Here is a 24337-nt window from a genome sequence, read left to right on the forward strand (position 1 = left end):
GACTACGCCTGGGCCATCGCAAGCCGCGGCCAGACCTACGACTCCACAGGCCGGTACGAGGAAGCCCTGGCGGACTACAACCGAGCCATCGAGATCGCGCCCGAAACGTCCTGGATCCTCTCCGCTCGGGGCGAGCTGTACCGCGTTGCGGGCCGGTACGAGGAAGCCCTCGCCGACTTCGATCACGTCATCGAAAGCAACCCCGACTACGCCTGGGCCATCGCAAGCCGCGGCCAGACCTACGACTCCACAGGCCGGTACGAGGAAGCCCTGGCGGACTACAACCGAGCCATCGAGATCAACCCCGAGTACGTCTGGGCCATCACCAATCGCGGTCAGCTCCACCTGTCCATGGGACGGCCCGAAGAAGCCCTGGCCGACTTCGATCGAGCGATCGAGATCAACCCGGAGTACGTCTGGGCCATCGCCAACCGCGGTCACATACTGCGCCTTGAGGGCCGATACACGGAAGCCTTGGCCGCCTTCGATCGCGCCATCGAAATAGATACCGCGAGCACGTACGCTATGACGAGTCGGGGCGTCACCTACCGCGTTCTGGGGCGATACGAAGAGGCTTTGGCCGACTTCGACCGCGCTCTCGCACTCGAACCCGACAATGGCTGGACGCATTACGAGAGATCGGTTGCCCTTTACGCGACACACCACCCCGAGTGCCAATCGTGCGTCGCGCGCACCATCGAACTGTGCAGTGCCAGAAACCATATATCCGACAAAGGGAACCTCTTCCTCGTCCATTGCCTGATGTCGCGATGGGAAGAAGCGGACGGATACCTGTCCATACTCATCGACAGCAATCCAACCCGTGGAAACCTTGTCGAGTTGCTGACCGTTTCAGACACCCTGCGGCAGGTCGTAGCCTCAGCCGAGGAGAAGATCCTGTCGTTCCGGCATCGACTGGAAACCGCGCTCAGGGAGCAGTGAGGGGTCCGGACCGGCCTGGCCTGGCCTGGCCTGGCCTGGCCGCGGCACGAGGCGGCATGAAGCGCCCGTATGATCTTCGCCACGCCGCCGCAGCGAACCCGGACCGGGGAACGACGAAAGGGTCTGTGATCAGCATTGCTGCTGGTCACAGACCCTTTCGGTCGTGTGGCGGCGCCAGGATTCGAACCTGGGAAGGCTGAGCCGGCAGATTTACAGTCTGCTCCCTTTGGCCGCTCGGGCACACCGCCGGGGTTCGCTGCCCGTCGTACCGCTGGTGGGCGGTGCTCCGTGGCAACGACGTAAACAATACCTGATGTGGAGGGGTGCTTCGCCACCCGATTGATCGCCGCCCCGACCGCGGCGGGTGGCTAGGCTTGTCCGGATGCGGCCGAGGACCCCGCCGGGCCCGGCGGCCGACGACGTATGCCGGTACGGACCCGATACGCGGCCCGACACGCACCCAGATACAAGGAGCCACAGGACATGGCCGACTCCAGTTTCGACATCGTCTCGAAGGTCGAGCGGCAGGAGGTCGACAACGCCCTCAACCAGGCCGCCAAGGAGATCTCGCAGCGTTACGACTTCAAGGGCGTGGGCGCCTCGATCTCGTGGTCCGGGGAGAAGATCCTCATGGAGGCCAACTCCGAGGACCGGGTGAACGCAGTCCTCGACGTCTTCCAGTCCAAGCTGATCAAGCGCGGCATCTCGCTCAAGGCTCTGGACGCGGGCGAGCCGCAGCTGTCCGGCAAGGAGTACAAGATCTTCGCGTCGATCGAGGAGGGCATCTCCCAGGAGAACGCGAAGAAGGTGGCCAAGCTCATCCGCGACGAGGGCCCCAAGGGCGTGAAGGCCCAGGTGCAGGGCGAGGAGCTGCGGGTCTCCTCGAAGAGCCGGGACGATCTGCAGACCGTGATCGCCCTGCTGAAGGGCCAGGACTTCGACTTCGCGCTGCAGTTCGTCAACTACCGGTGATCCGCTGAGCCGGGACGAGAAAGGGTGGGCACCCCGACGGTGCCCACCCTTTCTCGTCCGGTCCGCGCGTTCAGTCGCGCGAGTTGCCGAACAGGAGCCGGTAGGCGATGAGCAGCACCAGCGAACCGCCTATCGCCGCCGCCCAGGTGGCGCCGTCGTAGAAGTCCTTGCTGATCGGGTGGTCAAGCCAGCGGGCCGATATCCAGCCGCCGATGAACGCGCCCGCGACACCGATGAGGGTGGTGCCGACGAGACCTCCGGGGTCGCGGCCCGGCAGCAGGAACTTGGCGATGGCTCCGGCCAGCAGTCCGAGGATGATCCAGCTGATGACGGTCATGCCGTGACCCTGCCCTTTCTCTCTGTGCCCACGCTGTGCCGGTGCTGCGGGCCGTTCCTCCGCGCGGTGTTCATGTCCTCTTGGTGAAGGGGACGTTCCGTCCGCGTCGGGTGGTTGCGCCGATCAGTAGGGTGCGACCCATGACACCTGCGGTTTCGGGGCTGCGTCGCACCCTTGGTCTGGGCGACGCCGTCGTCGTGGGGCTCGGTTCCATGATCGGTGCCGGGGTCTTCGCCGCCCTGGCACCGGCGGCGCGGGCCGCCGGCTCGGGACTGCTTCTCGCCCTCGCCGTGGCAGCCGTGGTCGCCTACTGCAACGCCATGTCGTCGGCCCGGCTCGCCGCCCGGTATCCGGCCTCGGGTGGCACCTACGTCTACGGGCGTGAGCGGCTCGGGGAGTTCTGGGGCTATCTCGCGGGCTGGTCGTTCGTCGTCGGGAAAACGGCTTCCTGTGCCGCCATGGCGCTCACGGTGGGCGCGTACGTCTGGCCGGAGCAGGCGCACGCGGTGGCGGTCGCCGCCGTGGTGGCGCTGACCGCGGTGAACTACGGCGGGATCCGGAAGTCCGCCTGGCTGACACGGGTGATCGTGGCGGTGGTTCTCGCTGTCCTCGCTTCCGTGGTGGTGGCGTGTCTCGGCTCGGAGCGGGCCGACGCCGGGCGGCTGGACATCGGCCTGTCGGGCGGTGTCGGCGGCGTCCTTCAGGCGGCCGGCCTGCTGTTCTTCGCGTTCGCGGGGTACGCGCGCGTCGCGACCCTCGGTGAGGAGGTGCGGGACCCGCGGCGCACGATCCCGCGCGCGATCCCACTGGCGCTGGGGCTCACCCTGGCGGTGTACGGATGGGTGGCGGTGGCTGTCCTTTCCGTGCTGGGCCCGGCCGGTCTGGGGCAGGCGACGGCGCCCCTCGCCGACGCGGTACGCGCGGCCGGCGTGCCGGCGCTGGCGCCGGTCGTGCGGGTGGGTGCCGCCGTGGCCGCGCTGGGCTCCCTGCTAGCGCTGATCCTGGGCGTGTCCCGGACGACGCTGGCCATGGCCCGGGACCGTCATCTGCCCCGGGCGCTGGCCGCGGTGCATCCGCGTTTCCAGGTGCCGCACCGGGCGGAGCTGGCCGTGGGCGCGGTGGTCGCGGTCCTGGCGGCGACGGTGGACGTGCGTGGGGCGATCGGCTTCTCCTCCTTCGGTGTGCTGGTGTACTACGCCGTGGCCAACGCGTCGGCCTGGACGCTCGACCCTTCACGGGTGTCGCGGCTCGTACCGGCGCTGGGACTGGTGGGCTGTGTGCTGCTCGCCGTCTCGCTCCCGGCGCTGTCGGTCGTCGTGGGGGTGGGCGTGCTGGCGGTGGGTGTGGTGGCGTACGGGGTGCGGGGGCAGCAAGTCCCGCGGTAGACGGCGGCTGAGGGCGCGCCGAGGTGGTCGGGCATCGGCACCGTGGGTGTGGTGTGTTCCGCGGTGGGGGCTCGGCCGGTTGCCCTCAGGACGCCGGTGTGGGCGGCGTACGCGTCGTCACGGGTCCTCTGGGTGCTCTGCCGGTGCGTATGGGGAAGTCGCTCCATGGGGGCGGTTCCGGGCCTTCGTGGGCCTCCTCGTACCAGCCCGTGCCCTCGACCCAGGCCCTCAGCCAGTCGGCGAGGCTCGGGGCGTCGACGTACCAGGCATGGCCCGCGTCACCGGCGTTGGGCTCGAAGAGGAGGACGGTGGCCTGCGGGGAGCGGCAGTCGACGCACGCGTACATCGCGCAACCCCAGTGGGATATGGGCAGGACGCCCTCGGGCCAGGGCCAGTCGGGGTCCTTCGCAGCGCTGTCGCGGTTGGCGAGGTACTGGGCGACGGCGGCGGGCTCGCCCGACGGCGGATTGTCGAGCAGGGGCAACAGGCCGTACTCCGGGCCGAATCCGCCGTCTCCTATGCGCAGGTACAGCTCGGCGAGCAGTGCGGGAAGAGGGAAGCCCAGGGCGGCCTCGGCGCGGGCCGACGTCTCCCCGTCCACGGGCTCGGGCAGAGAGGCCCAGCCCCACGGGCGGGTGTTCCGCGCTTTGGCGGCCACCCGTTCCAGCAACTGCTCGTTCTCGCTCATGGATTCATCATGCGGCCCGCCACTGACATCCGGGCGGGCCTGTGGACAACCGGGAGGCTGTGGACAACGTGGGCCCCGACGGCCCACGAACACCCGTTACCAGCCGGTCCGCTGCGACGCTGCCGCAGCGGTGAACGGCTGGTCCGTGCGCACGATCTCGCGTCCCAGCGGGAGCAGCGAGACGGGGATCAGCTTGAAGTTGGCGAGACCGAGCGGGATGCCGATGATCGTGACGCACAGCGCGATACCGGTGACGATGTGCCCGAGCGCCAGCCACCAGCCGGCGAGGACGAGCCACAGCACGTTCCCGATGCAGGAGGGTGCTCCGGCGTCGCGGCGCTCGACCGCCGTGTACCCGAAGGGCCACAGGGCGTAGACGCCGATGCGGAAGGCCGCGATGCCGAAGGGGATTCCGATGATCGTGATGCAGAGCAGCGCGCCCGCCAGCAGGTAGCCGAGGAACAGCCAGAAGCCGCTGAGCACGAGCCAAATGACGTTGAGGATGGTCTTCACTGCTGACGACCTGCCATCTTTTCGAGCCGGGCGATTCGCTCCGCCATCGGCGGGTGGGTGGAGAACATCTTCGAGAGTCCCTGCCCCGGCCGGAAGGGGTTGGCGATCATCATGTGGCTGGCGGTCTCGAGCCGGGGCTCCGGGGGGAGCGGAAGCTGCTTGGTGCCGAGTTCCAGTTTGCGCAGGGCGTCGGCCAGGGCGAGCGGGTCGCCGGTCAGCTGGGCGCCGGACGCGTCGGCTTCGTACTCCCGGGAACGGCTGATCGCCAGTTGGATGACGGTGGCGGCGAGCGGTCCGAGCAGCATGATGAGGAGCATGCCCAGCAGACCGGGTCCGTCGTCGTCGTTGGACCGGCCCACGGGGATCAGCCAGGCGAAGTTGACCAGGAACATGATCACCGAGGCGAGGGCGCCGGCGACGGAGGAGATGAGGATGTCGCGGTTGTAGACGTGGCTGAGTTCGTGGCCGATCACGCCGCGCAGTTCGCGCTCGTCGAGCAGGCGCATGATGCCCTCGGTGCAGCACACGGCCGCGTTGCGCGGGTTGCGGCCGGTCGCGAAGGCGTTCGGCGCCTCCGTCGGTGAGATGTACAGGCGGGGCATCGGCTGGCGGGCCTGAGTGGAGAGCTCGCGGACCATGCGGTACAGCGCCGGGGCCTCGAACTCGCTGACCGGGCGGGCGCGCATGGCGCGGAGTGCGAGCTTGTCACTGTTCCAGTACGCGTACGCGTTGGTGCCCAGGGCGACGAGGACCGCGACGACGAGCCCCGCTCGGCCGAAGAAGCTGCCGATGACGATGATGAGCGCGGACAGTCCCCCGAGGAGAACTGCGGTCCTGAGCCCGTTGTGCCGGCGGTGCACGGTACGCCCTCCAAGTCGTGCAGCAGGGGAACCCTTTGCTTGCTGGTCTCGCTCGCTGTGGTTGCTTCCTGGTCTCCGGTGCCACCGGTGCCGTGGGTGACACGTCCAGTGGACCCTTCCGTACTGGTCAACGCCAGGCGAAGGCCACCAGTTCCCCGGGCCGCGGCGCGGCACGTGTGGTCCGTACGGGTGACGGCCGCGACGGGCGCGACGGGCGGCACGCGCGCGTGGAGCCGGGTGCCGCACGCGCGCGTGTGCGGACGGGTGGGTTCAGAAGAGCCCGGTGTCGGCGAAGCGCAGGATCAGCTGGGGTGCTCCGGAGAGGGCGACGGCGAGGACCGCGGTCGCGGCGATCGCGGCCGTGAGGGGGCCGGGGGCGCGGTGGCCGGCGGGCGCCTCCTCGGGCGCCCGGAACAGCAGAGCCGTCCATTGGAGGTAGTAGAAGAGCGCGATCACGACGTTGACGGCCATGACGACGGCCAGCCAGCCGAGTCCGGCGTCGACGGCCGCGGTGAACACCGTGACCTTGGCGAAGAGGCCGATGACGCCGGGCGGCAGTCCGGCGAGGCAGAGCAGGAAGAACGCCAGCAGCAGAGCGGTGAGGGGGTTGGACGCGTACAGGCCGCGGTAGTCCGCGACGCGGTTGAGGGCTCGCGTGCGGCCCACCAGCGCGGCCACCGCGAAGGCGCCGAGGTTCACCGCGGCGTACATGAGGGCGTAGGCGACGGTGGAGCCGATCGAGCGCTCGGGGTCGTCGGAGTACGCGGCGGCGGCGATCGGCACCAGGAGGTAGCCGGCCTGGCCGACGGACGACCAGGCGAGCAGGCGTACCGCGCTGTACGCGCGCGTGGCCTGCTGCCGGAGGGCGCCGACGTTGCCGACGGTCATGGTGAGCGCGGCCAGTGCCGCGAGGGCTGGGCCCCAGACGTCCGCGTAGGAGGGCAGGGCGACGACCGTGACCAGGATGAGGCCGGAGAAGCCGACCGCCTTGCCGATCACGGACAGGTAGGCCGCGATCGGCAAGGGGGCGCCGACGTAGGTGTCGGGCACCCAGAAGTGGAAGGGGACGGCGGCCGTCTTGAAGGCGAAGCCGACGAGGGTGAGGACCACGCCGGTCTGGGCGAGGGTCGTGAACTGCCCGTCGACGTGCTGGATGCGGTCGGCCACCTGGGTGAGGTAGAGGGTGCCGGTGGTGGCGTACACGAAGCTGATGCCCATGAGGCTGACCGCGGTCGCGGTGACCGAGGACAGGAAGAACTTCAGGGCGGCTTCGGAGGACCTGCGGTCGCCCTGCCGGAGACCGACGAGGGCGAAGGCGGGCAGGGAGGCGACCTCCAGGGCGACGACCAGGGTCGCGAGGTCGCGGGAGGCGGGCAGGAGGGCCGCGCCGGCCGCGGAGGAGAGCAGCAGGAACCAGAACTCGCCCTCGGGCAGTCCCCGGTCGGCGTCCTTCACCGCGGTGACGGACAGGAGGGCGGTCAGGAGGGCGCCGCCGAGGACCAGGAACTGGACGGCGAGGGTGAAGGTGTCCGCGGTGTAGCTGCACACGCCGGGCTCGCCGGCCAGGCAGAAGGTGGAGCGGTCGTCGTTCACCAGGGGCAGCAGCATGACGGCGGAGGCGGCGAGTCCGGAGACCGAGATCCAGCCGAGCAGGGACTTGCGGGCGTCCTTGACGAACAGGTCGGTGACGAGGACGACGAGTCCCACGACCGCAGTGATGGTGGGCGGCGCGATGGCGAGCCAGTCGACGGACTGGACGAGGTTCTGGGTCGGTGACTGCGTCAGGGGCTCGGCGAGGAGCTGGGCCGGGGAGCTCATCGGGTGCCTCCTGAGAGGAGCTGCTGCACGGCCGGATCGGTCAGCCCGAGGAGGGTCCTGGGCCACAGTCCGGCGACGACGGTGAGGGCGACGAGCGGCGTCCAGGCGGCGAACTCGTAGGTGCGCACGTCGGCGAGGTTCGGCTGCGGGGCGTCCTGCGGCACGGCGCCCATGCAGACGCGGCGGACCACGATCAGCATGTACGCGGCGGTCAGCAGGGTCCCGAAGGCGGCGATGGCCATGAAGGTGAGGAAGGCGGGGCGGCTGAGGTCGTCGTGCGGGTCGAAGGCCCCGAACAGGGCGAGCATCTCGCCCCAGAACCCGGCCAGGCCCGGCAGGCCGAGCGAGGCGACCGCGGCGAAGGCGAGCAGTCCGCCGAGGCGCGGTGCCTTGCCGTACAGGGCGTGACCGGACTCCTCGGCGAGGGCGTCGAGGTCGGTGGTCCCGGTGCGGTCCTTGAGCGCGCCGACCACGAAGAAGAGCAGGCCTGTGATGAGGCCGTGAGCGATGTTGGCGAAGAGGGCGCCGTTCACGCCGGTCGGGGTCATGGTCGCGACGCCGAGCAGGACGAAGCCCATGTGGCCGACGGACGAGTAGGCGATGAGGCGCTTGAGGTCGCCCTTGGCGCCCCTTCTGGCGAGGGCCAGGCAGGCCAGGGAGCCGTAGATGATGCCGATGACGGCGAAGGCGGCGAGGTAGGGCGCGAAGGTGCGCAAGCCCTCCGGCGCGACCGGGAGCAGGATCCGGACGAACCCGTACGTACCCATCTTCAGCAGGACACCGGCCAGCAGTACCGAGCCGACGGTGGGCGCGGCGGTGTGGGCGTCGGGCAGCCAGCTGTGCAGCGGCCACATCGGGGTCTTGACCGCGAGCCCGATCCCGATCGCCAGAACGGCGATGACCTGCACGGATGTGGTGAGCGACCGGCCGTTGTCAGTGGCGAGTGCCACCATGTCGAATGTGCCCGCCGTGATTCCGATCAGGAGCAGGCCGAGCAGCATGACGACGGAGCCGAGGAGCGTGAAGAGGATGAACTTCCAGGCGGCCCCGGCCCGTCCCTCGCCGCCCCAGCGGGCGATGAGGAAGTACATCGGGATGAGGACCGTCTCGAAGGCGAGGAAGAACAGGATCAGGTCGAGGACGGCGAAGGTCGCGAGGGTGCCGGACTCCAGGACGAGCAGCAGCGCGACGAACGCCTTCGGGCTCGGGCCCGACGGCATCTTCGCGTACGAGTAGAGCGCGCAGAGGAAAGTCAGCAGCGCGGTCAGGACCAGCAGGGGGAGGGAAATGCCGTCGATGCCGAGGTGGATGCGCACGTCGAGTGCGGGGATCCAGCTGATGTCCGTGCTGGCCTGCATCTTCGACGGATGGTCGTGGTCGAAGCCGAGCACGAGGACGACCGCCGCGAGGAGGACCGCGCCGGTGACGGTGACACCGTGCCGGAGTACGGCCTGCTCGGGTGACTTCCCCTTCAGCCCGGGCGGGGCCGGCAGGAGGGCGGCGACGGCACCGAGGAGCGGGCCGACGACGATGAACGCGAGAAGGACCTGCATCACGGACTCGTTGATATCGATCACGCCTGCTCACGCTCCCGTGGCGACGAGGACGGCGGCGACCGCGAGGACGACGGTGCCGGCGAGCAGCGCGCTCACATAGGTCTGCACATTGCCGGTCTGGGCACGCCGTACGGCGGCCCCGAGCAAGCGGGGCAGCCCGCCCGCCGCACGTACGTAGGTGTCGACGACCTCGCGGTCCAGGAACCGGACGAGGCGTGCGCCTGCCCGGACCGGGCGGACGAAGAGGGTCGTGTACACCGCGTCCAGGTGGAAGCCCGCGGCCGCGTGCCGATGCACCGGGCCCAGCAGGAGTCGCCCCGGGTCCGCCGGGTCGGGCGCGGAGGCGAGGTCTCCGTAGGCGGGCCGGTGGACGGCGATGGCCTCGGCCTCCACCAGGGCGGCGTCGCCCTCGGGGTGGGCGGCGACGGCGCCCAGCGGGGTGCGGGCCGCCAGCGCCGAGGTGTGCTGCCAGGCGGCGTAGGTGACGATGCCGCCCGCCAGGGCCACTCCCGTGCCCAGCACGGAGGTGGTGAGGGTCGGGGTGAGGTCGTGGCCGTCGAACCAGTCGGGCAGCAGTCGGAAGGCGAGTCCGCCCAGGGCCAGTGAGGGGATGGCGAGCACCCAGAGCACGGCGTTCATGACCAGCGGCTGCTTGCCGTGGTCGGGGGCCTCGGCGCCTCGGCCGCGGAAGGCCAGCAGCCACAGGCGGGTGGCGTAGGCGGCGGTGAGCAGGGCCGTGATCAGCCCGGCGACGAGCACGGTCCAGCCCGCGGCGCCGGGCGCGTGCTCGGTGTGGCCGGTGGCGACGTGCTCCGCGGCGCCGAGGACGGACTCCTTGGAGAAGAAGCCGCTGAAGGGCGGGATCGCGGCGAGCGCGAGCAGGGCCACGGTCATTGTCCAGTAGGCGTCCGGGACGCGTTCGCGCAGGCCCCGCATGCGGGACATGGCGGCCAGCGAGTTGGTGCCGGCGGCGTGGATGATCACGCCGGCGGCGAGGAACAGGAGCGCCTTGAAGGCGCCGTGCGCGAGGAGGTGGAAGACGGCGGCACCCCGGTCGCCCGTGGCGAGGGCGCCGGTCATGTAGCCGAGCTGTCCGATCGTCGAGTAGGCCAGGACGCGTTTGATGTCGTCCTGGGCGAGGGCGGCGAGCGCGGAGCCGACCATCGTGACGGCGGCCATGACGGCGAGGACGGCCATCGCGGCCCGTGATGCCTCGAAGAGCGGAAGGAGCCGGGCGACGAAGTACACACCGGCGGCGACCATCGTCGCGGCGTGGATCAGCGCGGAGACGGGCGTCGGGCCCGCCATCGCGTCGGGGAGCCAGGTGTGCAGGGGGAACTGCGCCGACTTGCCCGCCACACCGGCCAGGAGCAGCAGGGCGATCAGCGTCGGGTGGTCGAGCGAGCCACGCGCCACCGCGCCGAGGATCTCGGTGATGCGGAAGGAGCCGGCCTCGGTCGCCAGCGCGAGCAGCCCGATCAGGAAGGGGACGTCGCCGAGCTTGGTCACCAGGAAGGCCTTCAGGGAGGCGGCACGCGCCTCGGGAGTTTCCCAGTAGTGGCCGACCAGGAAGTACGAGCAGATGCCCATGACCTCCCAGCCGACCAGCAGCACCATCAGGTCGCCGGAGTACACGACGAGGAACATGGCGGAGGTGAACAGGGAGACGAGAGCGGCGTACGAGGCGTAGCGCGGGTCGTCGCGCAGATAGCCCGTCGAGTAGATCTGCACGCAGACGGCGACAGTGCCGACCAGGAGGGCGACGAGGGCGGCGAAGCCGTCGATGTGCAGGGCGAGTTCGACCGGGACCGAACCGGTGGGGGTCAGTTCCGTGACGGCGTCGACGGCCCGGCCACCGCCCTGGCGGGCCGCTACGAGTACGGCGAGGACGAGGGCCGCCAGCGTCGGCAGGACGGCGAGGGGGCGGACGAATCCGGGCGCCGACCGGCCCAGCAGGAGACCGGCGGCCGCCCCGAGGAAGGGAAGGAGGGGGACGAGTACGGCGAGGGTGGTCGTGGTCACGCGGTGGCCTCAGCCTTCTCGGCGGCCGTCCCGGTCGCGGGAGTGTCGGTGTCGGGGCCGTCGGGCTCGTGGCCCTCGGCGGTGTCGCGGAGCTTGTCGATGTCCGCGGTGCCGCGGTTGCGGTGGACGGCGAGGACGATCGCCAGGCCGATGCCGATCTCGGCGGCCGCGATGGCGATGGTGAACAGGGTCAGGGCCTGGCCGGAGTGCAGGGTCTCCTCGGCGGCCCTGCTGAGCCAGACGTCGAAGGCGACCAGGTTGAGGTTGACGGCGTTGAGCATCAGCTCGACCGACATCAGGACCAGGATCGCGTTGCGGCGCGCGAGCACGCCGTAGAGGCCCGTGCAGAACAGGAGGGCGGAGAGGACGGCGGGATAGGCGAGGTGCATCAGCGGACACCGCCCGTCCGGGAGGTACCGGCCCGGGAAGTGCCGGACTGGGGGCTTCCGGACTGGGGGCTTCCGGGTCGGGAGGCTTCGCCCGCGCGGGCCGCCTTGGCCTTGCGGGACAGGACGATGGCGCCGACCAGGGCGGCGAGGAGGAGGACCGAGAGGGCCTCGAAGGGGAGGACCCAGTTCTGGAACAGGCTCGCTCCGGTGACGGCGGTGGAGCCGGCGGCCGGGCCGTCCAGGTCGATCCAGGTGGTGCGGAAGGCGTCGACGACGACCCACACCAGGGCCACGGCGGCGGCCACGGCCACGGTGAGCGCGGCCCAGCGGTTGCCGGAGTCGGCGTCCGGGGACCGGCCGATGGGCGCCCTGGTGAGCATCAGCCCGAACAGGATGAGGACGACGACGGCACCGACGTAGATGAGGACCTGGACCCAGGCGATGAACTCGGCGGTGAGCAGCAGGTATTCGACGGCGAGGCCGCCCAAAGCCACCACGAGCCACAGGGCGGCGTGGACGAGCTGGCGGGTGGTGACGGTGACGACGGCGGCTCCGAGGGTGACCAGGCCGACGAGGAGGAAGGCGATCTCCACGCCGGTCGGGGACAGGAAGCCGTGGGACGCGGCGGCGAGGGTCACTCCTGGTCCTCCTGTCCGGGCTGGTCCGGCCGCGGCTGCGCGGCCAGCTTGTCGGCGGCCTTGCGGGCGGCGGCGAGTTCCTTGGGCTCTTCCGCGCCGGGGTCGAGGACGGGCGGGGCCGGCACGGTCCACATCCACTCGCGGAGCTTGTCCCGCTCGTGGGTGAGCTCGCGGATGTCGGTCTCGGCGTACTCGAACTCCGGGGACCAGAACAGGGCGTCGAAAGGACAGACCTCGATGCAGATACCGCAGTACATGCACAGGGAGAAGTCGATGGCGAAACGGTCGAGGACGTTGCGGCTGCGGTCACGCCCGCCGGGGGTGGCCGCCGGGACCGTCTCCTTGTGGGAGTCGATGTAGATGCACCAGTCGGGGCACTCGCGGGCGCACAGCATGCAGACCGTGCAGTTCTCCTCGAACAGGCCGATCACCCCGCGGGTGCGGGGCGGCAGTTCGGGCTGGGCATCCGGGTACTGCTCGGTGACGGTCTTCCGCGTCATCGTGCGCAGGGTGACGGCCAGACCCTTGGCCAGGCCGCTGCCGGGGACGGGGGCCATTACGCGATCACCACCTTGACGATGCCGGTGAGGGCGATCTGGGCGAGGGAGAGGGGGACGAGGAGCGTCCAGGACAGTCTCTGGAGCTGGTCCTCGCGCAGCCGCGGGTAGGTGACGCGCAGCCAGATCACGACGAAGGCGAGGACGGCCGCCTTGAGCAGGGTCCACACCCAGCCCAGGCCGTCGGCGCCCCACGGGCCGTGCCAGCCGCCCAGGAAGAGGACGGTGGTCAGACCACACAGGACGACGATCCCGGCGTACTCGGCGAGGAGGAACAGGGCGAAGCGCAGGCCGGTGTACTCGGTGTAGGCACCGAAGATGATCTCCGAGTCGGCGACCGGCATGTCGAACGGCGGGCGTTGCAGTTCGGCCAGCCCGGCGACGAAGAAGACGATCGCGCCGACGATCTGCCAGGGCAGCCACCACCACTCGAAGGCGTCGAGGATGCCGACGAGGGAGACCGTGCCGGCCGCCATGGCCACGGAGGCCGCGGTCAGCAGCATCGGGAGTTCGTACGCGAGGAGCTGGGCGGCGGTACGCAGGCCGCCGAGGAGGGAGAACTTGTTCGCGGAGGACCAGCCGGCCATGAGAGAGCCGAGGACGCCGACGCCCATGACGGCGAGGACGAAGAAGACGCCCGCGTCGACGACCTGACCGACCGCGCCCTCTCCGGGCCCGACCGGGATGGCGAGGAGGACCAGGAGGTACGGGAGCAGGGCCACGGCCGGGGCGAGCTGGAAGATGCGGCGGTCCGCGTCGGCGGGGACCACATCCTCCTTCTGCGCGAACTTCACCCCGTCCGCGACGAGCTGGGCCCAGCCGTGGAAGCCACCGGCGTACATCGGGCCCAGGCGGCCCTGCATGTGGGCCATCACCTTGTGCTCGGTCTGGCCGACGATCAGGGGGAACGCGAGGAAGACGACGAAGACGACCAGCAGGCGCAGGGTGACGTCGAGCGCGTCGTTCACTGCGGGCCTCCTGGGGGGTGCGGCGGATCGGGCGGGGTGTCGGGGTCACCGGGGGCGTCGGGCTCTTGGGGAGCTTCCGGCCCGCGGGGAGCCTCCGGCTCACGGGGGGTTTCCGGCTCACGGGGAGCCTCCGGCTCACGGGAGGCTTCCGGCTCGCCGGATGCCTCCGGCTCACGGGGAGGCTCTGGCCCGTCGTCGGGGGCGGTTGGTGACGCTTCGGAAGCCCCCGGCTCCTCGGCGGCGGCAGGCTCCTCGAACGCCGGGCGGGCGTGGTGCCACGGGGCGTCCGGGCTGCGCGGTGCCGAGGGCGTCGGCTTGGTGGCCGGTTCCCCGGTGGGTGAGGAGGGGGTGCCGGTGGCGTTGCCGTCCGGGGTGTCGCTGCCGGGGCCCGCGTCGTCCGGCCGTCCGGCGTCGGCGGCGTCCCGCTGGCTCGCCGAGCCCTGCGACGCGCTCCGGGCACGCCGGGGGCCGGCGGTACCGGCGGCGTCACGCTGCCCGGCAGGCGTACCGGCGGTGGGCCCGTCCGCCGGGCCGGCCGCTCGCTGGGAGGCGGAGCCCTGGCTCGCACTGCGCGACCGCCGCGGTGCCGGTGCGGCCGTCGGTTCGCCGGCCGGGGAGGTCTGGCTGACCGAGCCCTCGGTCGCCGTGCGCGAGCGGCGCGGCGCGGCCGGGGTCTCGCTGTCGGGCGCCGTCTGCCCGACGGAGCCCTCGGCGGCCGTACGGGTCCGGCGGGCGGGGCGTTCCCCCGCCCCGCGGAGCGGGCGCTCCCCCGCCGCACGCCCCGCGCCCCGCGCCGGGCGCGCCGGAGCGGGAGGCATCTGACCCTTCAGCGGGCCCCACTCGTTGGGATCAGGAACGCCAGGCGGCAGCATCTGGCGCCGACGCGGACCGCCGTGATCGGACTCGCCGGGCTCCTTGGCCCCCGGCCAGGCCTTGGCGACGCGGGCGGCGAGGACGAAGTCCTTGCGCAGCGGGTGGCCCTCGAAACCCTCCGGCAGGAGCAGGTGGTCCAGCCCGGGGTGGTCCGCGAAGGCGACACCGAACATCTCGTGGGTCTCGCGCTCGTGCCAGGCCGCACCCGCGTACACCGCGACGGCGGTGGGCAGCACCGGGGCGTCGTGCGGGACGGTCGTACGCAGGAGCAGCCTGCGCACCGGTCCCAGCGCGACGACGTGGGCCGCGACGCGGAACCCGGTGCCCGGCTCGTCGACCGCGCTCAGCCAGTCGAAGTACGTGCAGCCGAGCCGGTCACGCGCCGTCTCCAGGGCGGTGATCCAGGAGGCGGGCGGCACGTCGACGGTCAGCAGGTCGTACGACTCCGCTGCCGTGGCGTCCGGACCGAAGAGTTCCTCGGCGCCCGCGGGCAGCCAGCCGACCGCGGTCATCGGCCCTCCTCGGCGTCGGAGGCCGGAGCCGGAGCCGAGGCCGAGGCCGGCGGTCGTACCAGACCGCTCCGCAGTGCCGCCGTCGACGGCCGGGGCGAGGTGCCGTACCGCTCCCCCAGCGACTCCCGCGCGATCTTCTCCTGGAGCTTGAGAATCCCCTGGAGCAGTGCCTCCGGGCGCGGCGGGCAGCCGGGGACGTAGACGTCGACGGGGATGATCTGGTCGACGCCCTTCGTCACGGAGTAGGAGTCCCAGTAGGGGCCGCCGCAGTTGGAGCAGGCGCCGAAGGAGATGACGTATTTCGGCTCGGGCATCTGCTCGTACAGGCGCTTGACGGCCGGTGCCATCTTGTCGGTCACCGTGCCCGAGACGACCATCAGGTCGGCCTGGCGGGGGCCGGGCGCGAACGGGATCACGCCGAGCCGGATGAAGTCGTGGCGGGCCATCGACGCGGCGATGAACTCGATCGCACAGCAGGCGAGGCCGAAGTTGAAGACCCAGAGCGAGTAGCGGCGGCCCCAGTTCAGGACGACCTTCATCGGCTCCGGGGCGAGGCGGGCGAGCGTGCCCAGCCTCTTGGGCTCGGGGAGCGGCACGGGTGCGGGCTCGGCGGGGTTCACGTCCACGACAGGACGCCCTTCTTGTATGCGTACAACAGACCCACGGCGAGGAAGCCGAGGAAGATGAACATCTCCACGAGGGTCGTGGCCCCGTAACCAGGGTCGGCGAAGACCGTGGCCCAGGGGAAGAGGAAGATCGAGTCGACCGCGAAGATGACGTAGAGGAAGGCGTAGACGTAGTAGCGGACCTGCGTGTGCGCCCAGCCCTCCCCCACCGGGTCGACGCCGCACTCGTACGTGAGCAGTTTCTCGGGCGTCGGGACCACCGGTCGCAGCAGCCGTCCGGCGCCGAAGGCCACGGCGACGAAGAGCACGCCCACGACGGCGAGCAGGCCGACGACCGAGTAGGACTGGAAGTAGTCCGCGGCGAGCCCCACGGTCGCATCGGCTGTGGTCACGGCGCCGGCGGTCGCGTCGCCGACGGTCGGTTCCGGCACGTGCGCCCCTCGCTCCCTGTCGTGGACGTCGTGAACGTTGCTGTTCGACGATCTGTACGCACGGGAGTCTAGGGCCTGATAAAGGGACGGTAAGCAGCCCGTCGCACCTTGAGACGCGGGGGTGGGGTTTTCCTCAGTGCGGCCCGGCGGTCCGCCTCATGGCGCGGCACCGCGCCGCACGGCACGCTGACGGGTATGACCGAACGCCTCTCGACATCCAGCCTCGCCGGGACCACCGGCGCAGCGGCCGACGACCGCCTGCCGCCGGCCCGTTTCGCCTACGACCGGCACACCTGGAAGGAGATCGCCCACCTGCTGGCGAATCTTCCGGTGGCGCTGCTCGGCTTCACCTACGTCGTGACGATGCTGTCCTTCGGTATCGGGTTGACGGTGACGGTGATCGGGCTCCCGCTGCTGGCGGCCGGTCTGCTGGGCGCGCGGCAGCTGGGCAAGCTGGAGCGGGCGCGGGCCCGGGCACTGCTCGGCGTGCGGGTGGACGAGCCGAGCCCGCTGCCGATGCGGGGCAGACGCGGCTTCTTCGCACAGTTGTGGATGTCCCTGAAGGACCCGGTGGGCTGGCGCACGGTCCTGTACGAGATCATCCGGCTGCCCTGGAGCACTGCCACCTTCGTCGTCACGTTGACGTCGTTGTTCGCGCTGTGGCCGGTGCTGCCGTTCATCGCGCGGGGCCTGGCCAACGTCGACCGGGCCATGGTGCGCGGGCTGCTGTCGCCCTCCGACGAGCTGGAGCGGCGGATCGCCGAGCTGGAGTCGGACCGGGGGATCGTGGTCGACACGGCCGCGGCCGACCTGCGGCGCATCGAGCGCGACCTGCACGACGGGGCACAGGCCCGCCTGGTCAACCTCGCCATGGGTCTGGGCCTGGCCAAGGAGAAGCTCCTGGAGGACCCCGACACGGCGGCGACCATGGTCGACGAGGCGCACGGCGAGGTGAAGCTGGCCCTTCAGGAGCTGCGGGACCTGGCGCGCGGTATCCATCCGGCCGTCCTGACCGACCGCGGTCTGGACGCGGCGCTCTCCTCGGTCGCCTCCCGCTGCACCGTGCCGGTCAGGGTGACCGTCGACCTGGCGGAGCGCCCCGCGGCCGCCATCGAGGGCATCGCCTATTTCACGGTCTCGGAGCTGCTCCAGAACGTCAGCAAACACAGCGGGGCCGACTCGGCCTCCGTGGAGGTGTGGCGGTCGTCCGACCGACTGCTCATACAGGTGGGGGACGACGGCCACGGGGGCGCGCGCCTCGACGGCGGCACGGGGATGAAGGGCCTCGCCGACCGGCTGTCCGCCGTCGACGGTCTCTTCGTCGTCGACTCGCCGGAGGGCGGCCCGACGACGATCACGGCCGAGCTGCCGTGGCGGGACCGCACGGAGGCCGACGCGGCCGGCGCTGTCGCCAGGAGGTAGGGAAAACCCCCCTCCCCAGACGCCGACGGGCTCCATTGGCCCTGGCGGTGCGGCCGAGGAGGGTGGAGGTACGACAGCACAGCCGCAGACGACGAGGAGAAGGACGGCACCGATGGCCACGGAATACGGACAGGGTTACGGGCTCGGGAGCGGGTCCGGCTTCCCCGGGGACACCGGTGCGCGGCACCACCGGCTGCCGGCGGGACTGCGGGCACCGTTCGAGGCGCGCAGCTGGCGGGAGTTCGGCTATGTGCTGGTGGGTCTGCCGGTCGGCATCCTGCTCTTCGCCTACGCCGTGACGATGGTGTCGCTGGGGGCGGGCCTGCTGGTGACGTTCCTGGGGGTGCCGGTGCTGGCGGCCGCACTCGCCGGGTGCCGGGGCTTCGGGGCGATGGAGCGGGCCCGGGCCCGTGCCCTGCTGGGGCTGCGGGTGGACGACCCGGAGCCGCTGCGGCTGAAGAAGCAGGGCGCGATGGGCTGGATGGGCGCCGTGCTCAAGAGCGGCACCTCGTGGCGGAGCCTGATGTACGCGGTGCTGCAGTTCCCGTGGGCCGTGTTCTCGTTCGTCGTCGCCCTGAACGTGTGGGCGGTCGGGTGGGCGATGCTGACGTACCCGCTGTGGTTCTGGGTGTTCCCGATGTACGCCGGCCAGGACGGGCTCCAGCTGTACGGCGACGAGACGCACCGGGTCTACCTGGACAACCCCTTCGAGATCACCGTGACCTCGCTGGTCGGTCTGCTGTTCACCCTGGCGACGCCGTGGCTGGTGCGGGCGCTGACCACGGTGGACCGGGTCATGGTGCACGGGCTGCTCGGCCCCTCGCGGCTGGCGACGCGGGTAGTGGAGCTGGAGTCGGACCGGGGGGTCGTGGTCGACACGGCCGCGGCCGACCTGCGGCGCATCGAGCGCGACCTGCACGACGGGGCACAGGCCCGCCTGGTCAACCTCGCCATGGACCTGGGGCTGGCCAAGGAGAAGCTGAAGGAGGACCCGCGCGCCGCGGCCGTCATGGTGGACGAGGCGCACGGCGAGGTGAAGACGGCGCTCCAGGAGCTGCGGGACCTGGCTCGGGGCATCCACCCCGCGGTGCTGACCGACCGCGGTCTGGACGCGGCGCTCTCCTCGGTCGCCTCGCGTTGCACCGTGCCGGTGCGGGTGGAGGTCGACCTGGCGGAGCGGCCGGCGTCGGCGATCGAGGGCATCGCCTACTTCACCGTCTCGGAGCTGCTGCAGAACATCAGCAAGCACGCGAGGGCCACGTGGGCCGCCGTCGAGGTGTGGCGGGTGGAGAACCGGCTGATGCTCCAGGTGGTGGACAACGGCGTGGGTGGCGCGCAGGCGTCGCCCGGGTCCGGGCTGGCCGGTCTGGCGGAACGGCTCGACGCGGTGGACGGGATCCTCGTGGTGGACTCGCCGGCCGGAGGGCCGACGCGGATCACGGCGGAGCTGCCGTGGCGGAACGAGCCGGTCACCGGCTGATCCGACGGGGCCGGCGCCGCCCCGTCCCCCGGGCGCCGCCCTGTCCCCCTCCCGACGTCGTCCTGCCCTCCCTCGGCGTCACCCCGACACCGGAGCCACTCCGCCCCCGGAGCACGCCCCAGCGGGGAGGGGCTGAGCGACACGGGCCGGAGCGGCACGGGCCGAGGGACACCGCGGCGGCCCGGCAGCGGCCCAGGGGGGTGATCGAGAACCGGCCATCGGGCGCCGAACCCGGACGGGAACCCGGGACTTCCGGTTCTCTTCCCGTTGCCGGAGCGCGTCCGGCCCCGGAAGCTGGAATGCTGGACCCGTCGCACGGACGGTTCGTGGACGCGGCGTGGGCCGCGCGGACCGCGGAGGTGCACGGGCTGTGGGGGGCCGAAGATCGTGGAGGACAGGGTGCGGGTGGTCATCGCCGAGGATTCAGTGCTGCTCCGAGAGGGGCTGACCCGGTTGCTGACCGACCGCGGGCACGAGGTCGTGGCCGGTGTCGGCGACGGTGAGGCACTGATCAAGACCATCACCGAACTGGACGCCCAGGGCGAGTTGCCGGACGTCGTGGTGGCGGACGTGAGGATGCCGCCGACGCACACCGACGAGGGGGTGCGGGCCTCGGTGCGGCTGCGCAAGGCGCATCCCGGTCTCGGCGTGCTGGTGCTGTCCCAGTACGTGGAGGAGCGTTACGCGACGGAGCTGCTGGCCGGTTCCAGCCGGGGCGTCGGCTATCTGCTGAAGGACCGGGTGGCCGAGGTCCGGGAGTTCGTGGACGCCGTGGTGCGGGTGGCGCAGGGCGGTACGGCGCTGGACCCGGAGGTGGTCGCGCAGCTGCTCGGGCGCAGCCGCAAGCAGGACGTGCTGGCGAGGCTCACCCCGCGGGAGCGGGAGGTGCTGGGGCTCATGGCCGAGGGCCGGACGAACTCGGCGATCGCCCGGCAGCTCGTCGTGAGCGACGGGGCCGTGGAGAAGCACGTCAGCAACATCTTCATGAAGCTGGGTCTGTCCCCGAGCGACGGTGATCACCGCAGGGTGCTCGCCGTCCTCACCTATCTCAACTCCTGACATCTCTCAACTCCTGACATCACCGGCTTCTCGACTCCGGCATCACCGGCTCATGTCTCGGCGGGAGAACCGTGGGATTCCAGGGCTGTGGGCCGTCTCGAAGTCGTGTCCATCATGCGAATGTCCACCGGAAGTCATGGTGTGCGGACGTAGGGTTGATCCTGGGACGGTCGGCGGAAGACCAGTCCCCGGACAGCCGTCCTTAGGGAGGTCCAGTAAGTGACCAGCCAGGTCAGCAGCCCAGCGGAGCAGGCCGACGGTACCGACGAGACCGTCGTGGGAGCGCAGCGCAAACCGGCCGGGGCGAAGGACGTCCGCCGGCTGGACCGGGTGATCATCAGGTTCGCGGGGGACTCGGGCGACGGGATGCAGCTCACCGGCGACCGTTTCACCTCGGAGACGGCGTCGTTCGGCAATGATCTGTCGACCCTGCCGAACTTCCCGGCCGAGATCCGGGCACCGGCCGGGACCCTGCCGGGTGTCTCGTCGTTCCAGCTGCACTTCGCCGACCACGACATCCTCACGCCGGGCGACGCGCCCAATGTGCTGGTGGCGATGAACCCGGCCGCGCTGAAGGCGAACGTGGGTGATCTGCCGCGCGGGGCGGAGATCATCGTGAACACGGACGAGTTCACCCGGCGCGCGATGCAGAAGGTCGGCTACGACACCTCTCCGCTGGAGGACGGCTCCCTGGACGGGTACCACCTGCATCCGGTGCCGTTGACGACGCTGACCGTGGAGGCGCTCACCGAGTTCGACCTCAGCCGCAAGGAGGCCGAGCGCAGCAAGAACATGTTCGCGCTCGGGCTGCTGTCGTGGATGTACCACCGGCCCACCGAGGGCACGGAGAGGTTCCTGAGGTCGAAGTTCGCGAAGAAGCCGGAGATCGCCGCCGCCAACATCGCGGCCTACCGCGCGGGCTGGAACTTCGGGGAGACCACGGAGGACTTCGCGGTCTCCTACGAGGTGGCGCCGGCGGCGACGGCGTTCCCGCCCGGCACCTACCGCAACATCTCCGGGAACCTGGCCCTGGCCTACGGTTTGATCGCCGCCTCCCGGCAGGCGGATCTGCCGCTGTTCCTGGGCTCGTACCCGATCACCCCGGCCTCCGACATCCTGCACGAGCTCAGCAAGCACAAGAACTTCGGGGTGCGCACCTTCCAGGCCGAGGACGAGATCGCCGGCATCGGCGCGGCCCTGGGCGCGGCCTTCGGCGGGTCGCTGGCCGTGACGACGACGAGTGGCCCGGGGGTGGCGCTGAAGTCCGAGACGATCGGTCTCGCGGTCTCGCTGGAGCTGCCGCTGCTGATCGTGGACATCCAGCGCGGCGGGCCGTCCACCGGTCTGCCGACCAAGACCGAGCAGGCGGACCTGCTCCAGGCCATGTACGGCCGCAACGGCGAGGCCCCCGTCCCGGTGGTCGCGCCGCGCACCCCGGCCGACTGCTTCGACGCCGCCCTGGAAGCGGCCCGCATCGCCTTGGCCTACCGCACCCCGGTCTTCCTGCTCTCCGACGGCTACCTCGCCAACGGCAGCGAACCCTGGCGGATCCCGGAGCTCGACGAGCTGCCGGATCTCACCGTGCAGTTCGCGCAGGGCCCGAACCAGACGCTGGACGACGGCACCGAGGTGTTCTGGCCCTACAAACGTGACCCGCACACCCTGGCCCGTCCGTGGGCGGTGCCGGGCACACCGGGTCTGGAGCACCGGATCGGCGGCATCGAGAAGCAGGACGGCACCGGGAACATCTCCTACGACCCCGCCAACCACGACTTCATGGTCCGCACCCGGCAGGCCAAGGTCGACGGCATCACCGTCCCCGACCTGGAGGCCGACGACCCGGACGGCGCGCGCACCCTCGTCCTGGGCTGGGGCTCGACCTACGGGCCGGTCACGGCGGCCGTACGGCGGCTGCGGGCGGCCGGGGAGCCGATCGCGCAGGCCCACCTGCGCCACCTCAACCCCTTCCCGGCCAACCTCGGCACGGTGCTGAAGCGGTACGACAAGGTCGTGATCCCCGAGATGAACCTCGGGCAGCTCGCCACCCTGATCCGGGCGAAGTACCTGGTCGACGCCCGATCGTACAACCAGGTCAACGGCATGCCGTTCAAGGCGGAGCAGCTCGCCACGGCGCTGAAGGAGGCCATCGATGACTGACGCCAACGCGCTGCTCCAGCTCGTGCCGAAGGCAGAGGGCAAGCAGTCCATGAAGGACTTCAAGTCCGATCAGGAAGTGCGCTGGTGTCCCGGCTGCGGCGACTACGCCGTCCTCGCCGCCGTGCAGGGCTTCATGCCCCAGCTCGGCCTGGCGAAGGAGAACATCGTCTTCGTCTCCGGCATCGGCTGCTCCTCCCGCTTCCCGTACTACATGAACACCTACGGGATGCACTCCATCCACGGCCGCGCCCCCGCCATCGCCACCGGCCTCGCTGCCTCCCGCCGCGACCTGTCCGTGTGGGTCGTCACCGGCGACGGCGACGCCCTCTCCATCGGCGGCAACCATCTCATCCACGCCCTGCGCCGCAACGTGAACCTCAAGATCCTGCTGTTCAACAACCGGATCTACGGCCTGACCAAGGGCCAGTACTCCCCGACCTCCGAGGTCGGCAAGATCACCAAGTCGACGCCGATGGGGTCGCTGGACGCGCCCTTCAACCCCGTCTCGCTCGCCCTCGGCGCGGAGGCGTCCTTCGTCGCCCGGACCGTCGACTCCGACCGCAAACACCTCACCGAGGTCCTGCGCCAGGCCGCCGACCACCCCGGCACCGCCCTGATCGAGATCTACCAGAACTGCAACATCTTCAACGACGGCGCCTTCGACGCCCTCAAGGACCGGGAACAGGCCGAGGAGGCGGTGATCCGCCTGGAACACGGGCAGCCGGTCCGCTTCGGCGCCGACGGCGCCAAGGGCGTCGTACGCAATCCGCGCACCGGCGACCTGGACGTCGTCACCGTCACGGCGGACAACGAGGCGGACATCCTCGTCCACGACGCCCACGCCGCCTCCCCGACCACGGCCTTCGCGCTCTCCCGCCTCGCCGACCCGGACACCCTGCACCACACCCCGATCGGCGTGCTGCGCTCCGTCGAGCGGCCCGTGTACGACACCCTCATGTCCGACCAGCTCGACACCGCCGTCGAGCAGAACGGCAAGGGCGACCTCGCCGCGCTGCTGACCGGGAACGACACCTGGACGGTCGTCGGCTGACGGACCGGCGTTCACCGCGCACGAGGGCCCGGACGAGCAGCGTCCGGGCCCTTTGGCTTACCCAGAGGTAAGTACATTACTTCAAAGTGGGCACTTTCCTTCGGTTAGCGCAGCTTCTAGGGTTAGTGGCAACACACCCCCCAAGGAGCACTGACACCATGAGCATCGTCGTCACCGGAGCCACCGGACACCTCGGCCGCCACGTCGTGCGGCAACTGCTGGAAAAGGTGCCGGCCGACCAGGTCACCGCCGTCGTCCGGGACCGCGACAAGGCCGCCGACCTCGCCGCCCGCGGCGTACGGCTCGCCGTCGCCGACTACAACTCCCCCGAGACCTTCGACGACCTGTTCGCGTCCGGCGACCGGGTCCTGCTGATCTCCGGGAACGAGTTCGACAAGGGCCGCGTACGGCAGCACACGATCGTCATCGACGCGGCGAAGAAGGCCGGCGTCGCCCTGCTCGCCTACACCAGCGCCCCGAGCAGCCTCAAGGCCGCGCTCGCCGACGACCACCGGGCCACCGAGGAGGTGCTGGTCGGTTCGGGCGTGCCGTACGTGCTGCTGCGCAACGGCTGGTACCACGAGAACTACACCGAGCAGCTCGCCCCGGTCCTGGAGCACGGCGCCGTCGTGCAGGCGGCCGGCGAGGGCCGGGTCTCCTCCGCCGCCCGCGCCGACTACGCGGCCGCCGCCGTCGCCGTACTGACCGGCGAGGGCCACGAGAACACGGCGTACGAGCTGGGCGGCGACGAGGCCTGGAGCTTCGCCGAGTACGCCGCCGAGCTGAGCCGGCAGACGGGCAGGGAGATCGTCTACCGCCCCGTCTCCATCGAGGACTACACCGGCATCCTGACCGGCGCCGGGGTGCCCGGACCGCTCGCGGACGTCTTCGCGGGCGTGGACGCCGCCATCGCCAAGGGCGAGCTGGTCGTCTCCACCGGCGACCTGTCCCGGCTGGCCGGCCGCCCGACGACGCCGCTCGCGGAGGCGGTCGCCGCCGCGCTCAAGGGCTGACCTCCGTCCCTCAGTCCCTCACCGGCCCGCCCCGCCTGTCATGACCGTATTCCGATACGGGCATGACA

At 71.0% G+C, this 24337-nt stretch carries 23 protein-coding genes and 1 tRNA gene; 9 read left to right on the forward strand and 15 right to left on the reverse strand.

The window, feature by feature from the left end; translation table 11 throughout:
• Positions 1-942, forward strand: a 942-nt coding sequence (locus ACIRGB_RS32100) for a tetratricopeptide repeat protein (RefSeq protein ID WP_403872358.1), incomplete at its 5' end; no start/stop codon positions are given.
• A gap of 166 nt (positions 943-1108) precedes the next feature.
• Here ACIRGB_RS32100 and ACIRGB_RS32105 read toward each other — a convergent pair.
• Positions 1109-1190 (reverse strand) — tRNA-Tyr (locus tag ACIRGB_RS32105).
• Between the two features lie 235 nt (positions 1191-1425).
• On the opposite strand from ACIRGB_RS32105, the gene ACIRGB_RS32110 reads away from it, so the two are divergent.
• A complete protein-coding gene (locus ACIRGB_RS32110) occupies positions 1426-1914 on the forward strand; it encodes a YajQ family cyclic di-GMP-binding protein (protein ID WP_386312539.1) in 489 nt (162 codons plus the stop codon).
• Positions 1915-1984: 70 nt separating this feature from the next.
• Here the strand turns inward: ACIRGB_RS32110 and ACIRGB_RS32115 are convergent, their stop codons facing one another.
• Positions 1985-2251 (reverse strand): GlsB/YeaQ/YmgE family stress response membrane protein, encoded by a 267-nt coding sequence (locus ACIRGB_RS32115; RefSeq protein WP_403872360.1) that lies wholly within the window; start codon positions 2249-2251, stop codon positions 1985-1987.
• Between the two features lie 140 nt (positions 2252-2391).
• Here ACIRGB_RS32115 and ACIRGB_RS32120 point away from each other — a divergent pair, with 140 nt between their 5' ends.
• The gene (locus tag ACIRGB_RS32120) at positions 2392-3636 is read left to right on the forward strand and encodes an APC family permease (protein WP_403872362.1); all 1245 of its coding nucleotides are present in this window, start codon (positions 2392-2394) and stop codon (positions 3634-3636) included.
• Positions 3637-3721: 85 nt separating this feature from the next.
• Here ACIRGB_RS32120 and ACIRGB_RS32125 read toward each other — a convergent pair whose 3' ends face one another.
• The 13 genes from ACIRGB_RS32125 to ACIRGB_RS32185 all read right to left on the reverse strand — a co-directional run bounded on the left by ACIRGB_RS32125 (position 3722) and on the right by ACIRGB_RS32185 (position 16087).
• Complete coding sequence (locus ACIRGB_RS32125; protein ID WP_403872364.1) at positions 3722-4324, reverse strand: SMI1/KNR4 family protein; 603 nt, start codon at positions 4322-4324, stop codon at positions 3722-3724.
• 96 nt (positions 4325-4420) lie between these two features.
• On the reverse strand, positions 4421-4837 hold the full coding sequence (locus ACIRGB_RS32130) for a YccF domain-containing protein (RefSeq protein WP_403872366.1): 417 nt from the start codon (positions 4835-4837) through the stop codon (positions 4421-4423).
• Positions 4834-5697 (reverse strand): zinc metalloprotease HtpX, encoded by an 864-nt coding sequence (gene htpX, locus ACIRGB_RS32135; protein WP_403872368.1) that lies wholly within the window; start codon positions 5695-5697, stop codon positions 4834-4836. Before htpX ends, ACIRGB_RS32130 begins: the two co-directional genes overlap by 4 nt.
• 270 nt (positions 5698-5967) lie before the next feature.
• The gene (locus tag ACIRGB_RS32140; RefSeq protein ID WP_403872370.1) at positions 5968-7515 is read right to left on the reverse strand and encodes an NADH-quinone oxidoreductase subunit N; all 1548 of its coding nucleotides are present in this window, start codon (positions 7513-7515) and stop codon (positions 5968-5970) included.
• Positions 7512-9092: an NADH-quinone oxidoreductase subunit M gene (locus tag ACIRGB_RS32145; protein ID WP_403872372.1), complete on the reverse strand. Its 1581-nt coding sequence runs from the start codon at positions 9090-9092 to the stop codon at positions 7512-7514. The genes ACIRGB_RS32140 and ACIRGB_RS32145 overlap by 4 nt, the downstream gene beginning before the upstream one ends.
• Positions 9093-9098: 6 nt before the next feature.
• Complete coding sequence (locus tag ACIRGB_RS32150) at positions 9099-11093, reverse strand: NADH-quinone oxidoreductase subunit L (RefSeq protein ID WP_403872374.1); 1995 nt, start codon at positions 11091-11093, stop codon at positions 9099-9101.
• Positions 11090-11482 (reverse strand): NADH-quinone oxidoreductase subunit NuoK, encoded by a 393-nt coding sequence (gene nuoK, locus ACIRGB_RS32155; protein ID WP_403872376.1) that lies wholly within the window; start codon positions 11480-11482, stop codon positions 11090-11092. The genes ACIRGB_RS32150 and nuoK overlap by 4 nt, the downstream gene beginning before the upstream one ends.
• Complete coding sequence (locus ACIRGB_RS32160; protein ID WP_403872377.1) at positions 11482-12120, reverse strand: NADH-quinone oxidoreductase subunit J; 639 nt, start codon at positions 12118-12120, stop codon at positions 11482-11484. The genes nuoK and ACIRGB_RS32160 overlap by 1 nt, the downstream gene beginning before the upstream one ends.
• Positions 12117-12677, reverse strand: a complete 561-nt coding sequence (locus ACIRGB_RS32165) for a NuoI/complex I 23 kDa subunit family protein (protein ID WP_403872379.1) — start codon at positions 12675-12677, stop codon at positions 12117-12119. The genes ACIRGB_RS32160 and ACIRGB_RS32165 overlap by 4 nt, the downstream gene beginning before the upstream one ends.
• Positions 12677-13645: an NADH-quinone oxidoreductase subunit H gene (locus ACIRGB_RS32170; RefSeq protein ID WP_403872381.1), complete on the reverse strand. Its 969-nt coding sequence runs from the start codon at positions 13643-13645 to the stop codon at positions 12677-12679. The genes ACIRGB_RS32165 and ACIRGB_RS32170 overlap by 1 nt, the downstream gene beginning before the upstream one ends.
• Positions 13642-15030 carry an NADH-quinone oxidoreductase subunit C gene (locus ACIRGB_RS32175; protein WP_403872383.1) on the reverse strand — a complete coding sequence of 463 codons (1389 nt, stop codon included), beginning with the start codon at positions 15028-15030 and terminating at the stop codon, positions 13642-13644. Before ACIRGB_RS32175 ends, ACIRGB_RS32170 begins: the two co-directional genes overlap by 4 nt.
• Positions 15027-15656 carry an NADH-quinone oxidoreductase subunit B gene (locus ACIRGB_RS32180; RefSeq protein WP_403872385.1) on the reverse strand — a complete coding sequence of 210 codons (630 nt, stop codon included), beginning with the start codon at positions 15654-15656 and terminating at the stop codon, positions 15027-15029. Before ACIRGB_RS32180 ends, ACIRGB_RS32175 begins: the two co-directional genes overlap by 4 nt.
• Positions 15647-16087: an NADH-quinone oxidoreductase subunit A gene (locus ACIRGB_RS32185; RefSeq protein WP_059299971.1), complete on the reverse strand. Its 441-nt coding sequence runs from the start codon at positions 16085-16087 to the stop codon at positions 15647-15649. The genes ACIRGB_RS32180 and ACIRGB_RS32185 overlap by 10 nt, the downstream gene beginning before the upstream one ends.
• 195 nt (positions 16088-16282) lie before the next feature.
• Between ACIRGB_RS32185 and ACIRGB_RS32190 the strand changes: the two genes are divergently transcribed.
• The 6 genes from ACIRGB_RS32190 (at position 16283) to ACIRGB_RS32215 (ending at position 24269) form a co-directional block, all read left to right on the forward strand.
• The gene (locus ACIRGB_RS32190) at positions 16283-17509 is read left to right on the forward strand and encodes a sensor histidine kinase (protein WP_403872387.1); all 1227 of its coding nucleotides are present in this window, start codon (positions 16283-16285) and stop codon (positions 17507-17509) included.
• Positions 17510-17621: 112 nt separating this feature from the next.
• Positions 17622-18989 carry a sensor histidine kinase gene (locus tag ACIRGB_RS32195; protein WP_403872388.1) on the forward strand — a complete coding sequence of 456 codons (1368 nt, stop codon included), beginning with the start codon at positions 17622-17624 and terminating at the stop codon, positions 18987-18989.
• Positions 18990-19388: 399 nt separating this feature from the next.
• Entirely contained in the window at positions 19389-20048 is a 660-nt protein-coding gene (locus ACIRGB_RS32200) for a LuxR C-terminal-related transcriptional regulator (protein ID WP_403872566.1), read from the forward strand.
• Between the two features lie 219 nt (positions 20049-20267).
• Positions 20268-22205 (forward strand): 2-oxoacid:acceptor oxidoreductase subunit alpha, encoded by a 1938-nt coding sequence (locus ACIRGB_RS32205; RefSeq protein WP_403872390.1) that lies wholly within the window; start codon positions 20268-20270, stop codon positions 22203-22205.
• Positions 22198-23256, forward strand: coding sequence for a 2-oxoacid:ferredoxin oxidoreductase subunit beta (locus ACIRGB_RS32210; protein WP_403872391.1), 1059 nt, complete (start codon positions 22198-22200; stop codon positions 23254-23256). Before ACIRGB_RS32205 ends, ACIRGB_RS32210 begins: the two co-directional genes overlap by 8 nt.
• 158 nt (positions 23257-23414) lie before the next feature.
• Positions 23415-24269 carry an SDR family oxidoreductase gene (locus ACIRGB_RS32215; RefSeq protein WP_403872393.1) on the forward strand — a complete coding sequence of 285 codons (855 nt, stop codon included), beginning with the start codon at positions 23415-23417 and terminating at the stop codon, positions 24267-24269.
• Positions 24270-24337: the final 68 nt, after the last annotated feature.

Origin of the sequence: Streptomyces sp. NPDC102490, from assembly GCF_044765285.1 — a bacterium.
Classification (GTDB): Bacteria; Actinomycetota; Actinomycetes; order Streptomycetales; family Streptomycetaceae; genus Streptomyces.